At 66.2% G+C, this 21,818-nt stretch carries 19 protein-coding genes and 3 pseudogenes; 8 read left to right on the top strand and 14 right to left on the bottom strand.

Annotated features, from left to right (window positions below; translation table 11 throughout):
• Positions 1-155: 155 nt before the first annotated feature.
• The 8 genes from ABZW18_RS00330 to ABZW18_RS00365 all read right to left on the bottom strand — a co-directional run bounded on the left by ABZW18_RS00330 (position 156) and on the right by ABZW18_RS00365 (position 8,484).
• Entirely contained in the window at positions 156-713 is a 558-nt protein-coding gene (locus ABZW18_RS00330) for a hypothetical protein (RefSeq protein WP_356179873.1), read from the bottom strand.
• Positions 706-2,562: a TraM recognition domain-containing protein gene (locus tag ABZW18_RS00335; RefSeq protein ID WP_356179875.1), complete on the bottom strand. Its 1,857-nt coding sequence runs from the start codon at positions 2,560-2,562 to the stop codon at positions 706-708. The genes ABZW18_RS00330 and ABZW18_RS00335 overlap by 8 nt, the downstream gene beginning before the upstream one ends.
• Positions 2,563-2,782: 220 nt before the next feature.
• A complete protein-coding gene (locus tag ABZW18_RS00340) occupies positions 2,783-4,141 on the bottom strand; it encodes an ATP/GTP-binding protein (RefSeq protein WP_356179878.1) in 1,359 nt (452 codons plus the stop codon).
• Positions 4,142-4,147: 6 nt separating this feature from the next.
• A complete protein-coding gene (locus tag ABZW18_RS00345) occupies positions 4,148-5,653 on the bottom strand; it encodes an SCO6880 family protein (protein WP_356179881.1) in 1,506 nt (501 codons plus the stop codon).
• Positions 5,654-5,671: 18 nt separating this feature from the next.
• On the bottom strand, positions 5,672-6,967 hold the full coding sequence (locus ABZW18_RS00350) for a hypothetical protein (RefSeq protein WP_356179884.1): 1,296 nt from the start codon (positions 6,965-6,967) through the stop codon (positions 5,672-5,674).
• Positions 6,967-7,383 carry a hypothetical protein gene (locus ABZW18_RS00355; RefSeq protein ID WP_356179887.1) on the bottom strand — a complete coding sequence of 139 codons (417 nt, stop codon included), beginning with the start codon at positions 7,381-7,383 and terminating at the stop codon, positions 6,967-6,969. The genes ABZW18_RS00350 and ABZW18_RS00355 overlap by 1 nt, the downstream gene beginning before the upstream one ends.
• A complete protein-coding gene (locus ABZW18_RS00360; protein ID WP_356179890.1) occupies positions 7,373-8,167 on the bottom strand; it encodes a hypothetical protein in 795 nt (264 codons plus the stop codon). The genes ABZW18_RS00355 and ABZW18_RS00360 overlap by 11 nt, the downstream gene beginning before the upstream one ends.
• A complete protein-coding gene (locus tag ABZW18_RS00365) occupies positions 8,167-8,484 on the bottom strand; it encodes a hypothetical protein (protein WP_356179893.1) in 318 nt (105 codons plus the stop codon). The genes ABZW18_RS00360 and ABZW18_RS00365 overlap by 1 nt, the downstream gene beginning before the upstream one ends.
• A gap of 362 nt (positions 8,485-8,846) precedes the next feature.
• On the opposite strand from ABZW18_RS00365, the gene ABZW18_RS00370 reads away from it, so the two are divergent.
• The 4 genes and pseudogenes from ABZW18_RS00370 to ABZW18_RS00385 form a co-directional block, all read left to right on the top strand.
• On the top strand, positions 8,847-9,935 hold the full coding sequence (locus ABZW18_RS00370) for a M23 family metallopeptidase (protein WP_356179896.1): 1,089 nt from the start codon (positions 8,847-8,849) through the stop codon (positions 9,933-9,935).
• A 69-nt stretch (positions 9,936-10,004) separates the two neighbouring features.
• Positions 10,005-10,700: a hypothetical protein gene (locus ABZW18_RS00375; RefSeq protein ID WP_356179899.1), complete on the top strand. Its 696-nt coding sequence runs from the start codon at positions 10,005-10,007 to the stop codon at positions 10,698-10,700.
• A gap of 141 nt (positions 10,701-10,841) precedes the next feature.
• A complete protein-coding gene (locus tag ABZW18_RS00380) occupies positions 10,842-11,048 on the top strand; it encodes a hypothetical protein (RefSeq protein WP_356179901.1) in 207 nt (68 codons plus the stop codon).
• A 34-nt stretch (positions 11,049-11,082) separates the two neighbouring features.
• Positions 11,083-11,187: pseudogene (locus tag ABZW18_RS00385) on the top strand (IS5/IS1182 family transposase); the annotation flags it as partial.
• Between the two features lie 22 nt (positions 11,188-11,209).
• Here the strand turns inward: ABZW18_RS00385 and ABZW18_RS00390 are convergent.
• Positions 11,210-12,187: a proline dehydrogenase family protein gene (locus ABZW18_RS00390; protein WP_356179904.1), complete on the bottom strand. Its 978-nt coding sequence runs from the start codon at positions 12,185-12,187 to the stop codon at positions 11,210-11,212.
• Positions 12,188-12,665: 478 nt separating this feature from the next.
• Here ABZW18_RS00390 and ABZW18_RS00395 point away from each other — a divergent pair, with 478 nt between their 5' ends.
• Entirely contained in the window at positions 12,666-13,775 is a 1,110-nt protein-coding gene (locus tag ABZW18_RS00395; protein ID WP_356179906.1) for a hypothetical protein, read from the top strand.
• Positions 13,776-14,058: 283 nt separating this feature from the next.
• Positions 14,059-15,933, top strand: coding sequence for a hypothetical protein (locus ABZW18_RS00400; RefSeq protein WP_356179909.1), 1,875 nt, complete (start codon positions 14,059-14,061; stop codon positions 15,931-15,933).
• A 235-nt stretch (positions 15,934-16,168) separates the two neighbouring features.
• Here the strand turns inward: ABZW18_RS00400 and ABZW18_RS00405 are convergent, their stop codons facing one another.
• The 5 genes and pseudogenes from ABZW18_RS00405 to ABZW18_RS00425 all read right to left on the bottom strand — a co-directional run.
• Positions 16,169-17,038 (bottom strand): hypothetical protein, encoded by an 870-nt coding sequence (locus ABZW18_RS00405; protein ID WP_356179911.1) that lies wholly within the window; start codon positions 17,036-17,038, stop codon positions 16,169-16,171.
• A 348-nt stretch (positions 17,039-17,386) separates the two neighbouring features.
• Positions 17,387-18,115 carry a tetratricopeptide repeat protein gene (locus ABZW18_RS00410; protein ID WP_356179914.1) on the bottom strand — a complete coding sequence of 243 codons (729 nt, stop codon included), beginning with the start codon at positions 18,113-18,115 and terminating at the stop codon, positions 17,387-17,389.
• The gene (locus ABZW18_RS00415) at positions 18,073-19,395 is read right to left on the bottom strand and encodes an NB-ARC domain-containing protein (RefSeq protein WP_356179916.1); all 1,323 of its coding nucleotides are present in this window, start codon (positions 19,393-19,395) and stop codon (positions 18,073-18,075) included. Before ABZW18_RS00415 ends, ABZW18_RS00410 begins: the two co-directional genes overlap by 43 nt.
• 231 nt (positions 19,396-19,626) lie before the next feature.
• Positions 19,627-19,872 (bottom strand): annotated as a pseudogene (locus ABZW18_RS00420) (BTAD domain-containing putative transcriptional regulator); the annotation flags it as partial.
• A 56-nt stretch (positions 19,873-19,928) separates the two neighbouring features.
• Positions 19,929-20,285, bottom strand: a pseudogene (locus ABZW18_RS00425) (winged helix-turn-helix domain-containing protein); the annotation flags it as partial.
• Positions 20,286-20,619: 334 nt separating this feature from the next.
• On the opposite strand from ABZW18_RS00425, the gene ABZW18_RS00430 reads away from it, so the two are divergent.
• Together ABZW18_RS00430 and ABZW18_RS00435 are read left to right on the top strand one after the other, a co-directional pair.
• Positions 20,620-21,180: an RICIN domain-containing protein gene (locus tag ABZW18_RS00430; protein WP_356179919.1), complete on the top strand. Its 561-nt coding sequence runs from the start codon at positions 20,620-20,622 to the stop codon at positions 21,178-21,180.
• Between the two features lie 31 nt (positions 21,181-21,211).
• The gene (locus ABZW18_RS00435; RefSeq protein ID WP_356179922.1) at positions 21,212-21,724 is read left to right on the top strand and encodes an RICIN domain-containing protein; all 513 of its coding nucleotides are present in this window, start codon (positions 21,212-21,214) and stop codon (positions 21,722-21,724) included.
• The last annotated feature ends 94 nt before the right edge of the window (positions 21,725-21,818 follow it).

The raw sequence follows: 21,818 nt of genomic DNA on the forward strand, positions 1-21,818 counted from the left end.
ATCGAGAGACCACAGCTCACCGGGGGCTCTCGCCACCGCCGGGTCATGCAAGGTCTCGGCACCCGATGCGCGTTCAGCGCACTTCTCCAGTCCTACCAGGGCCCGTTCCAGGGCCAGTTGAAGACAGCCGACTGTCGGTCACTCGCTTGGGGGGATTACGGCGGGCTGCTGCTGACACCTGGAGGTCCTGCATCCAAGGTCTTCTTCCTGTATGCAGGATCAGTGCCATAAATTGTTCTTGTTTTACCGCTGTGATACCCATTTGTGCATTCCCCCAGCCACATTCTGCCGATGCGGTCAACCCCGCGGGAGAACGCGTCGTGCCACAAGTACGGTCCGGCCGCAGCATCGTCCTCGCTTGCGTACGCGGACTCCCATCCCGTCCACAGCGCGGTGAGCTCCGCTACGACAGCGCCGTGCTCCCACCAGCAGGCGTGGGGCAGCTGTTCTGTGGTCAGTTCGTACTCGTCGGCGATGCGAATCACCCAGGACGTGAAGTCAGCCCACAACTTCACGCGGTCGGCGACCTCGAGCTTGTGCCAGATCACCGGTGCCCCCGGCGTACGGGCGTCGGCATCCGGGCCCCCGCCGCTGCCAGCACTCCCACGGATGGACAAGGCGTCCTCGAGCCGGACCATACGTGCGGTAAGGCCAGTGAGCTCATTGTTGATCGATTCAAGCGCGTCGAACAACGGACCCAGGGGATCAGGCATGGGCATTCACCTTCTTCAGGGCCTCCTTCGTCGCCGCGGCGATCTCCCGCGCCCGCGGCCCCTCATGGATGCGCTCGAACTTGACGCGGGTAACCGGCGTGCGGCGATGCACCACCAGGCCCTCGCGCTCCTTGATCTGACGGATGTCGCCCGGCTCGAGGACGGCCCGGCGCCGCGTGCTGACGCTCACCGAGGCCCGGTCACCGTCGTCGGAGATCGACTCGGTATCCTCTTCGAACTCGCCGGCGAGCGCGGAGTAGGCCTTGAGCTCCTGCTCATCCGAGACACCACCGAGGATGATCTTCACGGTGGCGGCAGCGAACATCTTCCGTACCCCCAGCTCGCCCCACCGTTCGTGGGCTTGGGCGAGGGATTGGAGAACCGCGACCATGAAAATGTTCTGCGACCCCGAGACGGACATCAAGGACGGAATCTGTGGCAGCGGTGCGACGTTGGCGATCTCATCGCCGAGCAGAGCCAGCGGAGGATCGAGCCGGCCGTTGGGCATCCGTGCGGCGATGGACTTGGCCGTGTCCAGGATCGCGCGGGAGAAGGCGGCCAGGATCGGGGCGAGCGAGGAGCCCTCTTCCTCCTCGCCGATCAAGAAGACCGTACCGCCCTCGGTGAGCCACCGGTGGATGGAGAAGTTGCTCTCGTCGCCAGGAGAATGGCCGAAGATCCTTGAGACCTTCTCGTCGTACAGGGCGAGGAAGGACTGCTCGGCGGTGCGCCAACTCGCTGAGCGTTCCTCCGGGGCCGCGGCATGCTGCGCTGCCAGCGCGCGGGCCAAGTCCTGCTTTCCGTGCCGGGCGAGGATGTCGACCGGTTGCCGTTCGCTGGGAGAGGTCGCCCAACGCAGCAGGTCCATGGCACTCAAGCCGTCCAGAGCCGCGGCATGCAGCCAGCAGGTCATCAGCATCTGTGCGTTCATGACGAAGTAGCCGCCGTTCTTCGTCCCCTCGTCCGACTTGGTGGTCCCGGCGAGCGTCTCAGCGCGCTTGCGCGCGGTGGTGAAGTCCTCGCAGCCATCGACCAGGCTCCACTGCAGCTGCAGCGGCCACCCCGACAGGCCGGTGGGATCGAGGACCATCACCGGTCCGTACTCCTTCCGGAACTCCGCCGTCGCGTAGAGCACGTCAGTCTTGGAGGAGGTGGCCAGCACACTGCCAGGGAAGTCCAAAATCCACGGAATGATCAACTGTGACGTCTTGCCTTCGCGGGGCGGGGCGACGATGAGCGCCGTCTCCTCGAAGGGGATGTACAACTTCACCCCGGTGGGAATGGCAGTGCCACAGAACACAGCGACCTCCCGCACCTCCACATCGGTGACCGAAGGCCGCTGGGCGCCACGCCAGGGCAGGACACGCGGGAGTACCTTCGCCTTCTCCAAGCTGGGACGTGGAGTGCTCAGGCTCGGTCGCAGCGCACCCAGCCGGGACAGGGCCTTGGCATCGCCCATGGCTTCCTCGAGCTGCGCCGCAGTAGCCAGACCATCGGTGCCCTCGTCCCGCATGGAGCGCCACCGCCGCCAGCCGACGCGCACCCCCCAACAGGTGCCGACAGCGGTTGCGACAAAGGGCGGATAGAAGGCGAGGGGGCCGCCGACTCCCGAGCCGGGCGGGAAGGCGTCCTGGGGGCGCAGCGGCGTGAGCAACAGCCGCGGAATCGACCCGGCGGTCTGCGGCCAGGTCAGCAGCGCGGTCGAGCCGTGTGTGAGAAGACCGGACAGCAGGGCTGCGGCCCAGGTCCACAGAGTGAGAGCGACGGCCGCAATGCACAGGGAAATCCACCAGGCGTCCTTGTAGAGGTGCATGCGGTTTCCCGAGTACGGGGAAACGACCTTGGCCATTACGCCGCCTCCCCATCGGTGCACACCGCTGACCTGCCGGATACAGGCGAGCGATGCCGCGGTCGTAGCCTGGGATCGGCGGCCGCCAGGCCCCCCGCTACGGGAGAACAGCCGGTCGCTCTCGCGCCGGGCCGGTGGCTCAACCACCCGATGGGCGGTTGAGCCACCGGCCCGGCGCCGCGAAGGGCGGCCTTCCAGGCGGTGGCCGATATCCGGGCCATTACGCGGCGCTCTTGCGCATGGTGATGAGCGGCACGGCGGGGCCCTCCTCGCTCGAGGGGGCCTCCGTCATCTTGCGGTTGGTGTTGGTGAGGCCGGTCTCGGTGGCGCTGCGGATGTGCTCGACCAAGTGCATGCGCTGGCCGACCTGCCACACTGCGCGGCCGGGAGCGCAGCGGCTGGCGCCGTCGGTCAGCGCTTCGCGGGCCCAGTCCGGCAGCTGCAGGTAGTCGGCTGTGACATCGGCTTCCGCCTTGTCCATGTGGTACAGCACGCGCGTTGCTGTGAGCTTGAGGATCGCGGCTGCCTCCGGGGCCTCCTCGACCAGCAGGTCGCCGAGGTGGTGCAGGATGGCCCAGAAGCTCAGCCCGAGCCGGCGCCCGTACCGGACGAATTCTTCAAAGAGCCTGGCCACCGGGCGATGGGAGAGGATGTGCCATGCCTCTTCCACGATCAACGTGCGCTTGATCGAGTCCCCCGGCTTGATCCACGCATAGCGCAGCCACGGCCCGATGACGCTCATGAGCAGCGGCATCGCCTCTCCCTCGCGCGGCAACCGGGTGAGGTCGAAGACGATCAAGCGGGAGTCCAGATCGATGCCGGGCGTCGTCGGCCCGTTGAACAGGCCGGCCAGATCCCGGGTGGGGGAGCACAGCTGATCCATCGCCAACGACGCGGGCTGCCCCCAGCGCACCATGTCCTCGATGCCCACTTCCCGCTGCCCGAGCATGGCGGGTTGAGGGTTGGTGAGAGCGTCATGGATATCGGCCAGCACGGGCACGCGCTGCTCGGCCGCGGCTCGCCTGCGCGCGGTGGAGTGGGCGACGGAGAGAGCGAACTGGGACTCGGAGGCGAGCGGACCTCCGATGATCTCCACCATGCTGCACAACACCTTGAACTGGTGCTGAGCGGGGATCCGTGTATCGAGGGGGTTGAGCCGGACCCCTTCTCCTTCCTCGCCCCCGTAGACCAGACGGATCGGGGTCACCCCCAGGGCGTGCGCGATGCCGTCCCACTCGCCGACGCCGTCCTCGCCCTGGGCGTCGAGAATCGCGAAGGAGCGGTCTTTGAAGCGCAGTTGCCGCAGCACGTAGCACTTCTCCAGGCTCGACTTGCCGAACCCGCTCTTGCCGAGCACCAGCGCGTGGCCGGAGGGCAGACGCTCGCGCGCCGAGGGGTCGTACAGGACGAAGGGGTCATAGATGTAGGCCTTGCCGGAGTAGATCTCCCGGCCGATGATCACTCCGCGGGGGTCGGAGGACGGCGCGCCAACGGCCGGATACAAGCCGCACGCGGAAGCGGAAGTGGTACGCAGGGCGCGCCGCCGTGTCTGTGACTGGGGCCGTATCAGCTCAAACATGACGCATCAGTTCCTCAGCAGACCGGTGCACAGCGGCAACGTGTTGGCGAAGGCCCGGTGCTGCTCTGAGTCGCACCACTCCAATGCCAGCTGACTCTTGGTGGCCGCGGCCCGGACGTTGTTGCGCTGCTGGGTGAGCAGCTCGGGGTCCGGCGCGGTGACGGAGACCCAGCCGGTCAGCCGGATACCGGCCGCGCCGTTGGCCAGGTCGTGCATCGTGGACGCCGAGGCGCCCAGTTCGCGTTCCTCGCGCGGGTCGACGATCTTGCCCGGGCTGTTGTCAGCCTGACCGGCCTCGTTGGTGACATCGGCCATTGCGTCTTCCAACGCCCGGTCGGTCGGCAGCAACTGCATCGTCACCCCCACCGTGAGGATCACGTCCGACACGTAAAGCAGGAGCGGCGCCAGGAAATTGACGCCGACCGGCAAAACCGGAAACTGCTTGATCCACGCGGTTGCCGTGTACCAGGGGTCCGCACCTTCCCAGCTGCGCGCCGCCATGCGGGTGGGCTCCCGGGCGTCCATCTCTGCCGGCCAGCAGCTGGCGCGGTCCATGCCGCGGGTGTCATTGATCCAGTGATCGGGGGCGTATGTGTGATGAATGAGGGAGGCCAGTGCCGGCTCGTCCAGGTTGCGGACCCACCGCAGCTGGGCGCCGGACAGACTGCGGATGAACTGCTCGATCTCCTTGCCCAGTACCTCTCCGTATCCCTCATGCAGGGTCCGGTACTGCAGCGCCTCGGCTGCCAGGTCCTGGGTGTAGGGGATCCCCAGCGTCATGAACAACCGGCGGTCCTCCGCGTAGACGGCGACCATGTCCACCAGCTGGCTGTAGGACTGGTCCAGCCATGACGCGGCAGCGGGGTCACGCCGGGAGGCTGCGTCGTGCGCATGGGCGTTGGGATCGGTCGGCAGGACCCTGGCCAGCCACTGCAGGTACCCGATCCGCCCACCGGACTCGGCTGTCTCGCGCAGCAGGTACTCATACGCGGCGATCAGAGATTCCTTGTCGGCACCGTCCAAACCGCCGAAGTTCTTCTGGCCCTCGACCTCCAGGGACGCCACGAACATGCCCTCAGCGGGCTGGAGCAGCACCGCGATGTCCCCATACGCCGTCCTCGCCGAGATCCACTCCAATGATTCGGGGATCCCTGCCGGCTGCGCCACCGATGCGGGCGTACCGTCTCCGCGCCGACCCGCCAGCGGTGCCGTCGACCGGTACAACAGGGCCCCGTCGCGCAGCAGACGCCGGTAGGAGCGCCGGATCTCATACCACTTCAGGAAGGTGCGTCCTTTGTAGGGGACAAGGGTCGCCCAGGCGCAGCTGCCGGCCACTGCCAGGAAGGCGAGGATCTTCAGAACGGCGCCGGGCAGCGCCGCGAGCAGAGCGACGCTGAGGGCGACGCCGCCGAGGAGGACCAGTTGCTCGTCCATTTCGAACCTGCGCCCCAGCAGGCCCCGCGGGCGAGGCCTTGGGAAGGAAAAGACACGGTCCACTACGGCTCCTTTCACAGACGGGGATGTCGGCCGTCACCGGCCGGGCGGGGGAGGCGGGGGAGGCGGGGGCGGCGCTGGGGGAGGCGGGGGAGGCGGGGGCGGCGCTGGGGGAGGCGGGGGAGCCTGAGGCCCCGATGACGGTGGGGGCGGAGGCGGTGACGGTGGTGGAGATGCAGACCCGCCTCCACTTCCGCCGCCGCCTCCGCCCGAGCCCGCCCCAGCGCCGCCCGAGGGACGGGAGCCGGAGGATGCGCCCTCCCCGCTCGTGTTGCCGGAACCGCCGCCCCCGGAACCGGAGGAGGAGCCGGATTGCCCCGCCCCCCCAGCGTTGGTCACGCCGTTGGCGACTGCTCCGCCGACCTGGTTCTGGGTCTTGCCGATCCCTTGCTTGACGGCCATGCCGGCAGCTGACGGACCACCGGCCGCAGCAGTTCCAGCCCCTCCGGCGCCGCCACCTGCCGCACCGGCGGGCGACGCGCCCTGCGCACCGCCGCCCTGCTGACCCTGCGCACCGCCGCCTTGCTTCTTCTGCCCCGCGCGCTTGCTCAACACGTCGTCAGCAGCGGCCCCCGTCTGGCGGCTGCGGCTGACCATGTCGCTCTTGGCGGACTGCATGGACTGGATTTCGTCGCCGACGAATGGCAGGAACTTGGCGACCTGGAAGGGCATCAGCAGTGCCATGAGCATGAGCGCGACAAAGGTGATCGCGCCACCCAGGGCTTGCGGAATGGTGACCTTGTCCGGGTCAGTCGCTCCGTCGAGGATCGCGCCGGCCAGCGCCAGCGCCAGGTAGATCCCCAGCTTGCTGAAGATGATCCCGCCCATGATCCCCACCCACCGGCGGGTGTGTCCCCACAGGTCCTTGTCGACCAGCCCGGAGAACACCAGCGGGCCGAAGATCAGCCCAAGCAGAATCAGGGCATCCCGGAAAATCAGCATGATCCACAAGCCGAACACGGAGAACATCAGCATCAGCAAGATGGGAAGTGCGATGATTCCCCCCAAGCCCGAGGCTGAGATCTTCGCGAGGAGTGCGAATACCATGACACCGACAGTCCCAAGCTCGGCCCAGTAGTCACCGAGAATGGCCTCGGCGAACCCGTCCACCAGCTCCACCGTGTAGGCCACCGCCGCAGGCGCAAAGCCCGATACGGTGACGGCCGCCATGAGATAGCCGATGTTCTCCATCAGCGCCTGGCCGAGGGGGACACCGCGTACGGCCCGTTTGACCACGGAAATCATCCACATGATCGCTGTGAGGACCGTGGCCATTCCGAAGACCAACCCATAGAGCCGAAGGAAGCCTGGGTTGCCCCAGTTGATGTCCATCACTGGTGCTTCCCCTTTGGCTGCTTGCCGCGGTCCCTTCCCTTGAGCGAGCCGGGATTCTTCCCCGTGAGCTCCTCACCGAAGGCCTCGAAAAGTCCCTGTGTCCCCGTACGCAGCTTCTGTTCGATGTAGCCGAGCGGGTCGGATGCGAAGTCCACGGCGCCGTTCACGGCGCCACCGACCTCGTCGACCGCCGTGTAATCCTTGCTGAACTTGACGACCCCGTCTGCGCCCTTCTTGACGAGGTCCTCGCCTTTCTTTACGAGCGGGCAGACTGTGGCGCCGCCCGGGAGGGAGCACGGGCTCCAGGCGGCGTGCGCCTCGGGGGCTGAGGGCGGTGCGACAACGAGTCCGGTCGAAAACAGGGCCGCAACGACAGCGCGTGCCACCCACCGCCTCGCGGATTCAGCCTGCATACGGCGGAGCATCGAATTCCTCATTCGCTGTGCGCAGATCGCCGGTGGAGGTGGTGGCTGAATCGGAAGCAACGAGCGGTGTCGGGCCTTCCGACCTGCTGATGGTCGCGACCTTCCAGTCTTTGTCCTGCCACTGCAGGAGGAGGGTGTAGGTCGACCAGGTCCCCGAGACCGGCATGGGCGACTCTTCACGCGGCACGCCGACGATCTCGCTCATCCACACGTCGACCGTGGCCGTAGAAGAGGAGTAGGACCCGAGTCGGGTCCCCATGGGCGCTGACCGCATCACCAGTTGCGGCGCCGCATTCGAGGTGAGCCCGAGTCCCTGCAGCAAAGCCTCGGTCGCCTGGCCATCCTGTTTGAGCTGACCTGCCCGAGCCTCGCGAGTCATCACGGTCTCCACCACCTGCCGCCGCAACGCCTCGTCGGTGAAATAGCCCGGGCTGGAACGTGCGGTCTGGTAGTTCACAGCAGCCGCGACTGCACCGGTCCGCGTACGCGGATACGCCACAGGCACGCCGTTCCTGACTTTCTTCGCGCTGGCGCTGGACCCGCTGCCGCCGGGCTGGCTGGTCGGCGCTGCAGACGTGTCCGGTTCCTTCTCCGACTGCCCCCCGCCGCCGAACAGACTCAGCAGGATCCCGAAGAGGAGGACGACGCCGAAGGCGATCGCTCCGATTTTGGCGCGCCTCCACGGTGACGGGTTGCCAGATCCCCTGGGATCAGCCGCCGATGGGGGAGTGAAGCTCCGCGTCCCTGACCACGGTGTCGGCTTGCCAGGCATCAGATTCCCATTCCGTAGACAATTCCGAAGATTGTTGCCATGGACGCGATGACGAACAGCCCAAGAAGAGAACTGGCCACCATCGTCTGACCCTTCTTGGTCTCCATCGTGTTGTGCTGCTGATTTCCCACACGAATATGCACAGCCCCAACGATGGAACTCCCCAGAAGGAACAGAATGGCGCCAGCCATGATGACGCCGATCACAGTCCTCGCACGGTCACCCAACGCTCCGAACTCGGCCCATTCCGGCGCAATGTCGTCGACGAGACCACCAATTCCGGCGGCGATGGTGATGAACTCCTGCGCTGCGTGCACGAAACCCTCCCAGGCTGCGTAAGCCTGCCCCAGTCCGCACGGAGGACCTGGACATCCGGTCATAGAGAGGATCCGGGCATCACACCGAAATACGCGGCCCCTGGCCCCGGACGTTGATTACGCGAATCACCGTTCCTGCGATTGCATTGACGCATCCGGAGGCAAGTGCCATAGAATCCGACGCGAGTTGTCGACTCCCCTGCTGCTTTCACTCGGCGCAGACGTTAGCCGCGCACCAAGCGGCTAAGAACCAGCGCATTTACAGCCCTGGGACGCTCGGGTATCCGGACGCACCCCATGGAACGGGAACTACGTGCCTCGTCCCACAGGGCGGGACATGTGTCGATGACTGGGGATGGGAAATGAGCAAAGGCGCCGGCATAGCCGCAGGCGCGGCTGCGGCGGTATGCGGAGTCATCCTTCTGCCGCTGATCTTGGGAACAGGAGGGATGAAGGACGGCGCCGCCTGGGAGGACTCCTGCACTGCAGCCACATCAGCAGACCAGGCCGCGGACGAGCAGCGCAACGCCGCACCACCTTCCACCGCGGGAGGCAAGGTCAGCGTCCCGCTCAACCCTCAGGGCCGGCAGAAATCCCGCAAATGGACCCAGGAGCAGACCCGCTGGGCAAGCGTCATCACCAGCGTCGCCCGCAGCCGCGGACTCGCTCCCCGGGGCGCAGTCATCGGAGTGGCAACGGCCATCCAGGAATCAATGCTCGACAACATCAACTACGGCGACCGCGACAGTCTCGGGCTGTTCCAGCAGCGACCATCACAAGGGTGGGGCACTCGCGCTCAGGTAACCGACCCGGTGTATGCCTCCAACACCTTCTACAGCCGCCTGGCCAAGCGACCGAAGTGGGAGAAACGCCCATTGACCGTCGTTGCCCAAGAGGTCCAGCGCTCCGGCTACCCCACTGCATACGCGAAGTGGGAGAAGGCCGCAGGCGAGCTCGTGGCCAAGAGCTGGGGCAAGGGCGCGGTGCTGACCACCACCTCCGGCTGTGACCGAACCGGCAACGTTGCTCACACCAGCAGGACCGGCGCGTGGGCCCTTCCAGTGGAGGACTCCCACATCAGCACCCCCTACAAAGCCGGTGGCTCCGCCTGGTCATCCGGCTACCACACAGGGGTGGACTTCCCCGTGCCCGTCGGCACCCGCGTCCAGGCCGTCGGGACCGGCACCGTCGTCGAAGCAGGCTGGGGCAGCGCATACGGCAACAACATCGTGATCAGGATGTCCGACGGCAAGTACACCCACTACGCCCACTTGGCCAAGATCTCCGTGGCCCGTGGGCAGAAGGTCACAGCCCACAAACAGATCGGACTATCCGGCAACACCGGCAACAGCAGTGGTCCCCACCTGCATTTCGAAGCCCGCACCGGGCCCGCCTACGGCTCCGACTTCAGCCCCCTCGCCTACCTGCGCAGCCACGGCCTCAACCCCTAACACCTCCACTCATGAAGGGAGTATGGGCCACCAGGCACGACTGCGGTGCCCGGCCGCCCAGCCGACACCATGACCCACCACCGCGTCCGCATCACCGGCATTCACCAGCTACTCATCGACGACGAACTCCAAGAGATTCCGGAAGGCGTCGACCACCAACAGGCCGCCCACCACTTCCTGTACCTCGCAGCAGCCGGCGCCGGTGCCCCCGTGCTCGCCCACGTCGTCGACGAGCGGAGCGGGGCCAGCTTCGAGTTGAAGGTCAATCCCGACGGGTCCACCCAACCGCCGGGCGCCCCGCCCTCACCGACCACCCCTGAACACGCCGAGGACCGCTTTGCGCAGCGCATCGCAGCCGCCCAGCAGGCGGGCCGAGCTCGTGACTTCGCCACCGCCGTCGCAGCCGCCGATGACATCCTGCGCGAGCTGACCGCGGAGGACGGCGACACCGCACCGACCACTCTGAAAGCCGCGCAGTTCCGCGCAGATCTCGCCTACCTAAGCGGTGATTCCGCCTATGCCACAGCGTCGTGGACCTGGATCGCCCTCGCCTGGTTCGACCGCCTCGGCCCCGGGAAACGCCTCACACAACAGGCTGCCTCGCGGGCCGCCGCGTCCTGGATACAGCTCAACGCCACGGACGCAGCACGCCTTGCACCCGAACTCCTCGACATGCTGCTCGAAGTCGCCGCACCCGAGCGCACAGCCACGATCAGAGGTCAGGTCCAGCAGCGCCTCCAGGAGCTCACGAGCCGTAACCTTTGAGCCCCAGTTGGCTATGAACAGCTACCCCGTTGGGTATTGACAATGGGCTGAACGCTACTCCTGCTATGGTCTTTTGATCGCGACACTTTCCAACATCGCTGTCGCTGTACACCGACCACACGGCGGAGAGGGGCGAGGTCGATGAGCGCACGGCATGTCCTGAGCACCTCTCTCCAGCTCGTTGCCGTCTGCTGGATCATTGTCATGGCTCCGACGCTCTTCATCATCGTGAAGTCCCGTGGCGGCGTAAGCATCGAGATGCTGGGAGTCCTCGCGATGATCGCCGTCGGCTTCGCCGCACTAGTCTTCGCGCGCCGCTTGGCCACGGGCCGCTGGCGCCGCCAGTGAGGCAGCCGGCCGCGCCTCGCCCTATCGAGGGCCCAAGAACTGGAAGATCCTGCGCGACTGCCGCCTGAAGGGCGACGGCGTGTTCTGGGCCACCAGCAGCGTCGCCCACATGCACAACCTCGCACTCAGCCAGACCTGATCACAGTGCTACCAAGGGGGCTTTAGTCGCCTGCGGCGTCGGCAACGGCGCGGAAGAGCCGCTCGGGTTCCTCAGCGATCCGGTTGCAGACGTACAACCACCACTCGGTGCCGAACACGACGTACTCCCGGGTGGGATGACCCTTGGCGCGCATGACGGCGAGCCGGCCGGGCCCGAGGCCGAGCAGGGTCTCGAACTCCCAGGGCACGACCCCGGTGCGAGGGCGGCCGGTGAGCATGCGATCCAACTCGCCTAGCAAGTCCCAGTCGTGGGTGGCGAAGGAGCACAGGTGGTCGCTGTCGAGCAGGGCGCCGGCGCAGCGTAGGTACGCGTCGCGCAGCTCGCGGCTGCCGCGCGGGAAGGCGATCGTCTCCGGCTCCAGGAAGGCGCCCTTGACCAGGCGGATCCGTCCAGGGCGGGACAGCAGGACGGGCAGGTCGTCGGCGGTCCGATGCAGCCGGGCCAGGATGGTCACCCCGACGTGGTCAAACTGCTCACACAGCGCCCCGTGCACGTCGAGCACGGCGTCGGCACGGTCCGAGCCCTCCATCGAGATCATCATCTCCTGGCCCGCCGCCACCGTCGCCTCCGCGAGCCGCCGGGCGTGGCGCAGCGCCAGCGCGGGATCGATGGCGAGGCCGATGTGGGACAGATCCAGGGAGACGGAGCAGTCGTGCCCGGCTGCGGCCAGGCTCTTGCTCAGCGCCACGAAGGCGTCCGCCTCGGAACCGGCGCGCTCGGCGTCGTGGCAGCTCTCGCCCATGAAGTCCACGGTGGCGCGATGCCCATCCCGATTGATCTCGGCGATACGCGTCAGCGCCTCGGACGCCGTCTCGCCCGCCACATACCGGCGGGCTGCGCGCCAGACCAGCGGGCCGAGCACCGGGTCGGTCGGGATCTGCGCCTTCCACTGCTCGTTGAGCGCCAGCTTTCGGAACACGTCGGCGACCCGGGGGAGGAGGTCGCCGTCCTCGGTGCGGGCCGCGTCTGCCTGGGTCATCTGCCACACCTCACCGTTGGGGGTCAATTTTCCCCGCAAGCTAACCGAACGATCGGTCGGGCCGCAAGGGAAAAGTCCATCCTTGCGGATGATCCCCCCCAGCCGCCTGGACGTCCGCCAGGCGCTGCTGGAACTGACGTGACAAAGCCCGGTGAACAACTCCGCCCAAAGCAGCACCGTCCACGAGTTCCGACCCAGGCTTTAGGGGAGGCCCCGATCCGGACTGTGGTCCGGCCCTCAGATTTGCGCCATCCAGCTCCCCGTGCTGCTCTGGGAATGACAGGTTGTACAGCCAAGAGGCTGGTCGTTCGGCCCACTCGTGTCTGAAGAGCCCGATGACTCCAGGCACAGACAGGCCGGTCAGCTGACCTCACACAATCAGCAACCGGGACAGCGGCGGTCGCAACAAATTCAGGAATCTGCCCTAGCCACTCTCGCGGCCCCTGCCGGTTGTTCCCGCAGGGATACCTGTCCAACATTGGACGGCTTCAGCTGCTCCCATATTAATCAGCCCAGGGATCGCAAACTGCTCGATTTTATCGCCGCGCAGATTGAGACGAAGCGGATCATACCCACAGTCCATGTCGGCGCCGGTGTCAAGCCTCCCCAGCAGGAGCAGGCTGGCTGGAATGACAGGAGGTACGACCTTACCTGCGATGACATCGCCAAGAATCCAGTCCCCGTCGACATCCACAAAGGTAAGGGAACTGCGACAGGCGACAAGTTGGGCAGCGATGCCTATAAACGCTGGGAGGTGAAAGTCCAGCAGATCGTCCACGGGTCCCTCCCCAAACTCGGAAAGGTGACTGCCGTACTCTTCTCCTGCAGCCCCCAACCGAGCAACTTCGCCGTGCAGGAGCTGCATGTATATCGCACGGATGATGGCAACAAGATAGGCCGCACGCCAACCTTCGATGTCTCCGGGTTGTCGCCGCAGTACCAGGAGAAGACCGTGGCCTTCGAGAACGGTCACCTCGCCTCCGACGTCAAGTTCTACGGGCCAGACGACGGCCATGCCACAGGCCCCTCGATACGGCGCCATGTCACCTGGACATGGAATGGCCAACGATTCGATACGCATCACGCCGAGCCCGAGGCGGAGGCCCCAGGGCGAGTTGACCTGAGCCGCCAACCCATCACCGTCGATGGAATGGGGCCCTTGAAGATGGGCATGAGCCGAACCAAAGCAGAGAAGGCAGTAGCTGCACCCATACCGGATGGCCCCGGAGGGCCGCACTGTACGGACCTCACGGTAAAGGGCGGGCCGGAAGGACTAGTTCTGCGATTCGCACGGGACAAGCTTGTCGCGATCTCCGTGTTGCCATCTGGAGCGACGTCGATCTCAACAGCCTCTGGAATTCACCGCGGCAGCACACGGGAAGAAGTGCTACGAGTATACGCCGGGCAGATTTCATCCCATCCCATCGATTCATCCCATCCCGAGGGTGGCGAGGAGCTCGTCTTCGCGCCCAAGGCTCCCGAGTTCAAGAATAAGATCATCAAGTTCCACACGACGGACGGCAAGGTGGAGACCTTCATCGCCGGGGACCGGAACTTTGCGGAGCTTCTCCCATGCGGCGGGGACTGACTCCGACACCAGCACCGACCACGGGTAACCAACCCTGAAATGAGCAAGCCCGGAGACACGTCTGTCGCCTGACCATTTTCTGGCCCGGAGCTCGTCCGCACGGTAAAATGAGGAGCAGAGAGGCTCCAAGGTTAGATGTCGCGTCTCGTATGAACGCGCGGAAGAAAATATTGAAGGGTGTCGCATCGCCGTAAGGCGTTGCAGTAGTGGCGCAATTCAACATCTCTGGTGCACCGGAGTTCTCTACCCTCGGGGCCTCTCCCCATCCGCCGGAGGTCGTCACGTGTCTGAACACGCGGGCTTCGCTGTCGCGATCACCCTCAGAGAACGAGTGCTCAACGACTCGATCCTCCTCTCCTACCACGCCGGAAACGCCCCCCATCAGCTGGCCGGGCAAGCCGGTCGTATTCCAGGTGATCCACCACCGGTGCGCGTCGACTTCTTCCTTGAGCCCCCGCGCATTCACTGTTCGGGCGACGATCCGGATCGATTTACCGTGCTACTCAGCGGCTGGGGGCGGCTGACGATCGTCTGGGGTGGCACGAACCACGTGCGGACCATCCGGTGGAGTATGCGCCTGCTGGTCCGCGCCCGGTTCGTGGTTGCCGACACGGAGATCAGGCTTAGACCCGAGCCCGGGGACGTGACGCTCGACGATTGGGAGTTCGACGTCCTGGCCGGTGCGGCGTATCCGCCCGACGTCGACCTCTACCTGCGGGGCGGCATCTTCGCCGACCGCTTGCAGGCCGCGGCAACGAACGCGATCGCCTCCCGGCTCTTGGACTTCCCGCCGATAAACGCCGACTTCCTCGGGCCGGTCGTGCAAGCCGCAAACATGGAGACCGGCGTACGGGTCGTGGACGGCGCGATCGTCGTAGGACTCGACATCATGGCCGACGACATCACCACCACCGGAGACGCAGGACTGCTCGCCGACTTCGCGAGAAACAACGACATCGCCGCGGTGACCAATCCTGTCGCCGTCCCAGTCATCATGCGGAAGGCCGAGCAGAGCGTTCGCGACGAGGCCGCGAGCCGCGGCGCCACTCTTGAGCGCCTGACCATCACCGCGCAGGAGGGACACTTCCGAGTGGCGGGCCGGGCGAGTCATTGGGCCGGTTCCGTCTCGTTCTCGCTGAGCGTGATCCCGGTCATGTTCGGCTTCCGGCCGGGTGCCTTCTTGCCGTTCCCCAAGAAGACCGTGGTAGTCAAGGCCCGGACGTGGCCCGCCCTTGCGTTCCGTACCGCGGACGTCGACGTCAGCGTCGACCGAGCCTCGTGGGTCGTCCTTGTCGAGGCCGTGGGCGCACTCCTGGGCGGTATCGTCCCAATGATCATCGAAGACTTCGTTCGCCGAGTGACGGCGCAGGTGACCTTCGCTGCGAAGAACACCCAGGTCCAGGCACCGGTGCCGCGGGTCCGACGACTACCCCCCCTGGTTCCCGGCGACCCCGCCGTCCGCGTCGAGATAGCGGAGTTCGAGATCCATACGACCGGCGTGTTCACCGGCATCACGCTCCGGCCCGAAGCGACGCCGCCAGCGTTGACCGGGCTGACCTCCATCCCTCAGGACATCGATCGCAGTCTCCTCGAGTACCGCGTGCAACTACCCCTGGATCTCCTGCAGGACGACCCGATGTTGCGCATCCGGTGGACGATCATCGATCTCGACTCGGGAACCGTCCTCGTCAACGATGACAATGTCGCGAACGGCCGGCTTTCGTTCGAGTTCGTCCCGGCCGTCATCGGCGCAAGCACAAGTCGATTCGGCATCATGTGCCGCGTCTACCGCACGCTCGGCGCCCACATCACCGACTACCTGAACGACGGGATAAGGCTCGACGTTCATGCGCCGCTCCCGCCAGGTTCGTACGTGAGGTGGCGCTACAGCGTGAAAAACCCGCAGGTCGCCTACAGCGAGCGCGGCAGTAGCTGGTGGTACGCACACCCAAGCGAGCTGGTTGTCGACCGGTGGTCGGCCCTGCACCGGCTCGACAAGCCCTGCAAGATGGTCACTCGGCGGTCAAGATACGCGCAGCGCAGGGTCGAGTATCTCGATGCCCTCCCCTTCCCCGTGAAGTACATCCTCGATCGACGAGACACTGTGTGCGAGTACTGCTTTTTCGGCGGTCCGGGAAAGCTGCTGCCGTCGCTCTGATCACATGTGGCGGCTGAGGCGGGCCGTCCCCACCCGAGACCCGGTAGGGCAGCGACGATGCTCTGCTCTATGGCCATGTGACCCGCAGGACGGCTCGGGCGGGTGCGATCCTGCACGGCGTGGATCAGCTTCGGCGCCGCAGGCACGCCAATCAGGTCAAGAAGCTCTGCTGCAGTGCTGCACCTGCTCCGAGCCGATCGCACTGCCGGCTGTCCCTCGTTCGAGCAATCTCTGGTCACCGACCCCTGTGCGGAAGGGAGAGTCGGTGCCGCGAGTCGAGGGCCTCGCTCGCCTGCGGCGGAATGGTCAGGACGCCCTCGAGGAGCCGGCGGGCCTTGGCATACGCCGCTCGGCGTTCGTCGCTGGCACCGCCGGTGTCGAGGGCGGTTGCGAGCAGCTTTCGGGCCTGGTCGATGGCTTTGCGCTCGGCGGCGGGCAGATGCCGGGTACCGGTCTTGCGTGCATGGGCGTCCGCCGCCTTCCACGCCGTTTTCAAGGCGGCCACGGCCTGGCAGTAGGCATCGACGTCGTCGCCGCGTTGGGCGTCGTCGGCACCGTCGAGGGCGTGCAGGAGCGCTGCGGTCTGCGGCACGCTGACGTCCTCCAGGGCTGGCCGGTCCAGCCATTCGAGGACGTCGGCCAGGTAGCCCCCGTAGGCAGCGCGTACTGCGTCGTGGCCGACCTCCAATGCATCCCAGCGTGCGCGAGCGGCAACCGCCCGCTGTCGTTTCTCGGTCTCACGCTTCCGCCAGCGGGAGATGCCTGCGGAGCCGAGCAGCAGCACAACGACGGCACCCAGCCCGAGTGGCACCCACAGCAAAAACTCCGTCGGAATATGGAAGCCCCCGCCGTTTACTTCCTCGCGCGCGGGCTGGCCGGAGGGGGGCTTCCTCCTCGAACCCCCCAGCGCCTTCCGGAAGATGACGCCGAGCACGCTCGAGCCGACTCCCAGAGAAGTGCCGGTAACGAGCATGCTTCGGCCGTCCGGGACCAGGAATGGGCGCTCGAGGCGGCTTCCAATAGCTATCTTGCCCACGCCAGTCATCATGAGAATGACCCCGGCTAGGGTGCCCAGCCGGGGAGCCCAGGTGATGATGTCAGCCACGGGACCACTCTTGCTGAGCATGGAGCGGGCGTCGACGTCGGTTGCCCGTCCAGTCCGCCCGGCGGGAGTACGGTGGCCCGGGAGGACCGGCTGGAGGAACAGCGCCGTGTAGGGCAGCTGCTGATCCAAAATCCCGCGTTCGACGTAGGCGCTGGGCGGGGGCAGGTGACACGCCGTTCTCGCGGTTGCACACCCCAACGCAGTATGTCGGGGAGGGTGCCGTGACGTTGACGTTGCGCAGCCCCGCACTCCCAGCTCCGTCAGCAGTATGGCGGATTTTCCTGACTGCCGCACCATTCCGGGCCGTGTGTTCCGGCGGTCAGCTTGCGGCCGGGTAATCCGACAAGCTCAGGGCGGGGCTGCCAAGAGGGTTCGGGTGACAGCCGCATCAGGTCTTCCTAGCTCGTCGAAGATTGCCAGGGCCTCTTCCCAGCAGGTACGCGCCCGGGCGTATTGCCCGAGCTGCTGGAGAGCCTGGCCGAGCACTACCAGCACACGTCCGCGCCGCCAATCGCTGCCGACGTCGCTGAGCAGGACCAGCGCGCGTTCCGCATGGCCAACGGCCTGACCTGGCCGCATCGCGGCCAGCTCTGTCTCAGCGATCCGCAAGATCGTCATGCCCTCCCAGAAGCGTTGCCTATTTTCCTGGAACACGGCCAGGGCCTGACGTAGCGTCGCCAGCGCCTCGCTGTGGCGGCCGGCCTTCTGCAAGGCGATGCCGAGGACGTAGTAGCCGTTGCCCAGACGTAGTGTGGCCCCGAGTTCCTTATATGAGGCCACCGTCTGCTCGGAGACGGCGATGGCCTGCTCGATCTGGCCGCACTCGGTGTAGACCCGGCCGAGGTTACCGAGCGCGGCCGTCGCGCCGTAATTTTCGCCGTCGGAGCGAAAGGCATTGAGGGCTTGGATGAAGTACTCAGCCGCCTCCTCGTACAGGTGCAGATCGAACGCTGCTATGCCCTGCAAGTTCAGAGCATTACAGCAGGTCAGCGGATCTTGAGCAGCCTCGCCGAGGGCGAGGGCGCGCGCCGCCTCTACAGCTGCTTCCTCCGGGCGGCCGTACAGGTCGTGCACCATCCCGAGAAGAAAGCGTGCCCACCTTCGCTCCGGAGGTCCTTGAGGTGCTGCGCGCTGTCGGCCACCCGCCGTGTTGCCGACTCGTACTGCCGTGCGTATGCCCCTGACTCCATCAGCGCCTGCACAGCGAAGAGAACGTCGGTGGCCTTGTGCACCAGATTCGGATGGCTCGCGGCCTGCTGCACGGTGGCGTGTATGCACGGTCCCTCGGAGAAGAGCCAGTCCCGCGCGGGCTGGCCGTGGTCGAATAAGAGTCCGGCGCGGGTCGTCACTGCCATGTGTTTGCTCAGGCGGTGGCCGGGGTTCTCCAGCATATGGGTGTGGCAGGCGGTGGCGAGGTAGAAATCAAGGAGCCTCGATAGCGCGGCCTCGCGCTCACCGTCGGTGTCTTCGGCGGCGGCGCGGTGGCGGGCGTAGAGCCGGAGCAGGTCGTGGTAGCGGTACCGGCCCGGGCCGGCGGACTCCAGCAGGCTGACGTCGACCAGCGACTCCAGGAGCGCCTCGCTGGCAAGATCTTCGTGTGGGCGGTCGAGTACGGCGGCGGCTGCGGCGAGCGAGAGGTCGGGCCCGTCGGGGAGCGCGAGCAGCCGGAAAGCTCGTGCCTGGTCCGGGGACAGCTGGCGGTATCCGAGTGCGAAGGAGGTGTCGACGGCGCGGTCTCCGGCCTTCAGCTCGTGGAGTCTGCGGCGCTCGTCCGCCAGGCGAGCGGCCAGTGTGGAGACGGTCCAGGCCGGGCGGGTGGCCAGGCGGGATGCTGCGATGCGGACGGCCAGCGGCAGATAGCCGCAGGCGGCAACGAGCTCACAGGAGGCCTCGGGCTCGCACTGGGCGCGGTCCTCCCCAATGATGTGGGCGAGGAGGGCAAGAGCCTCATCACGGCTCATGACATCAAGGTCGATCAGAGAGGCTCCGTCAAGGTCGGCGAAGCGGGTGCGGCTGGTGATCAGAACCGCGCAGCCGGGGGCACCGGGCAGCAGGGGGCGGACCTGGGCGGCGTTGTGTGCGTTGTCCAGCAGGATCAGGACGCGGCGGTCGGCGAGAGTGGAGCGGTACAGCGCGGCCCGCTCCTCCCAACCTTCGGGGATGGCGGGATCCGGGACACCCAGAGACCGGAGGAACACATTGAGCACGGCTTCGGGCTCGACCGGGCGGGGACTCTGGCCGAGCAGATTCACATATAGCTGTCCATCAGGGAAGTGGCCGCAGACGGTGTGCGCCACGTGAATGGCCAGAGCGGTCTTACCCACGCCGCCGAGCCCCTGCACAGCAGAGACAGCCATCACCGCACCCTCGGCGCCCCCCAGGTGATCGCTCAAGCGGCCCGCGACCTCAGCCCGGCCGGTGAAGTCAGCTAGTGCTGACGGTAGTTGTGCCGGGCTTGGCGTGACGTGCGGTGCTAGGCCCTGCCTGGTCAAGCGCCTGTGGGTGGCGGTGAGTTCAGGGTCGGCGTTGAGGATGCGCTGGTGAAGCTCGGCCAGACTGGGGACTGGATCCACCGCCAACTCCTCGGCGAGCAGACGGCGGGTATCTGCGTACACGCCCAGTGCCTCGGCCTGCCGACCGCTGCGGTAAAGGGCGAGCATGAGCTGCCCGGCCAGGCGCTCGTCCAGAGGGTGTTGCTCGGCTCGCACAGGCAGTTCGGCCAGCACCTCCGAGTGGCGTCCGAGGCGGAGCAGGATGTCGTTGCGGTCCAGCTCCGCTGCCAGCTGTTCCTGGCCCAGGGTGGCACGCAGGGCGCTGAGCCAAGGAGTTTCCAGGGTCCGAACGCTTCACCTCGCCACAGGGCGAGCGCCTGCTCGGACAGGGCCGCGGCGCGATGGTCATCATCCAGTGCACGCGCTTGGTCGGCCAGCTCCCGGAAACGGTGCAGGTCCACCGCAAAGGCGTCTGCGGTGAGGACGTAACCGCCGGCCTTGCGCACGATATCCGCGTTGTCCGCGGCGGCGAGCGCTCCACGGAGACGGGAGAGATAGCTGTAGAGCGTGCCGCGGGCGCGCTGCGGAGGGCGTTCGCCCCATACCCGGTCCATGAGCCGGTCGACCGACACTGTGCGATTGGCGTCCACCAGCAGGGCCGCTAACACGCACTGCTGGCGCGCGTGTCCGAGGGACGCCGGCTCGTCGTTGATGCGCACCTCGACATCGCCGAGTACGCCGAACCACGTCCCCATTCCGCCCCCTTGTGGCTTCGGTGCTTCAGGCCGCGACACGTGTCATCTCGGGCCCCCTCAGGTGATTCCAGGTCCCCCCAAGGTATGCCCATCGGCGTCGCAGCACAGTGATGTCTGCCTGAGGGGGCCACACCGCCCCGGGCAGTTGCGGATCAGGAGCTGACACCAAGTCCAGTGCAGAACGGGAGGACGGCACGATCCGCGGCTGCCGATAGCTCGGTGTCACCGGGACGAGCAGCTCATGTCGTTCCCGGGGCGGATTCAGGTGCAAAGACAGCCATGCACGCACGCGGACCGCGATGGTCCGGGTCGGGTGCCGAAAGGATGGGGAAGCATGTCGATGAAGATCCGAACCGGGCTGGCGGTGGTCGCCGCAGTGGCCAGCACCAGCGCAACGCTGGCGACAGCATTACCGACGGCCGCGGGAGCGGAAGCGAAGACATCCGCCAGCCAGGCAGCAACACGTGATGGAGGCGTCTGGTATTTCAAGGCCAAGCACAGCGGCAAGTGCCTCACTGTCCACAGGGCCAGCACCGCCAAGGGCGCCGCAGTCAACCAGTACACCTGCCTGAACCGGCCGAACCAGCGCTGGAGGGTGCTCTACACCAGCCAGTGGGGAGTCGCCTATGTCATCGCCGAGCACAGCGGAAAGTGCATGGACATACAGGGCGGCAGCAAGGCCAACGGCGCCAAATTCATCCAATGGGACTGCAACGGCCGCAAGAATCAGATTTTCCATGCAAGGAACCTCACTGGTTATGTGGCCCTGAAACCCCTGCATGCGGGGCAAAAGTGTCTGGACATCCCGGGTGCGTCCCAGCAGAACAACGCGCAGGCGGTCCTGTGGAAGTGCAAGAACGTCAGCAACCAGCAGTTTCAGATGGTCCGTGCCTAGGTGCCGTGAGCCCTCGGAAAGGAGTGAGACAGTGACGAAGATCAGGCATCTCCCGGTGGTCATGCTGGCCGTGGCGAACATGCTGGGCTTGGCATCACCCGCCATCTCAGACCCTGCGGGAGCAGCGCCTATTCCAGGCGTGCACTACATCAGGCCGGCCCACGCATCCAACAAGTGCGTCACCGTGCACGGCTGGGACACCAGTACCAGGGCGAAAATCGATCAGTGGACCTGCCAAGGTCAGCAGAACCAGCGATGGAGCTTCATCGACAACGGTTACTTCCGGTACTGGGTGAAGTCCGAGTCCAGCAACAAGTGTCTCGACGGCGGAGACCTCAAGAAGGGCCGCAAGGTAATGCAGTGGCCCTGCCACAGCAGCGGCCTGAACCAATCCTGGCATCCCGTCTCCCGCGGCGGCAACACCTACTCGATCCACGTGGGCACCAAGTGCCTGGATGTAGAGGGCGGCAGTAAGAGCAACGGCGCCCGCCTCATCCTGTGGAAGTGCAAGAACGTCAGCAACCAGCGCTTCTATCTGCAATAGCGGCCGCCACGCAACGCGGTGGCGACCCGCTTCCCGGACCAGCCCGTACCCGGCAGTCTGGGAAGCGGGTCGCCCACTGTTCAGGAAATGACCT

Origin of the sequence: Streptomyces sp. NPDC004647, from assembly GCF_040609575.1 — a bacterium.
In the GTDB taxonomy this organism is placed as follows: domain Bacteria; phylum Actinomycetota; class Actinomycetes; order Streptomycetales; family Streptomycetaceae; genus Streptomyces.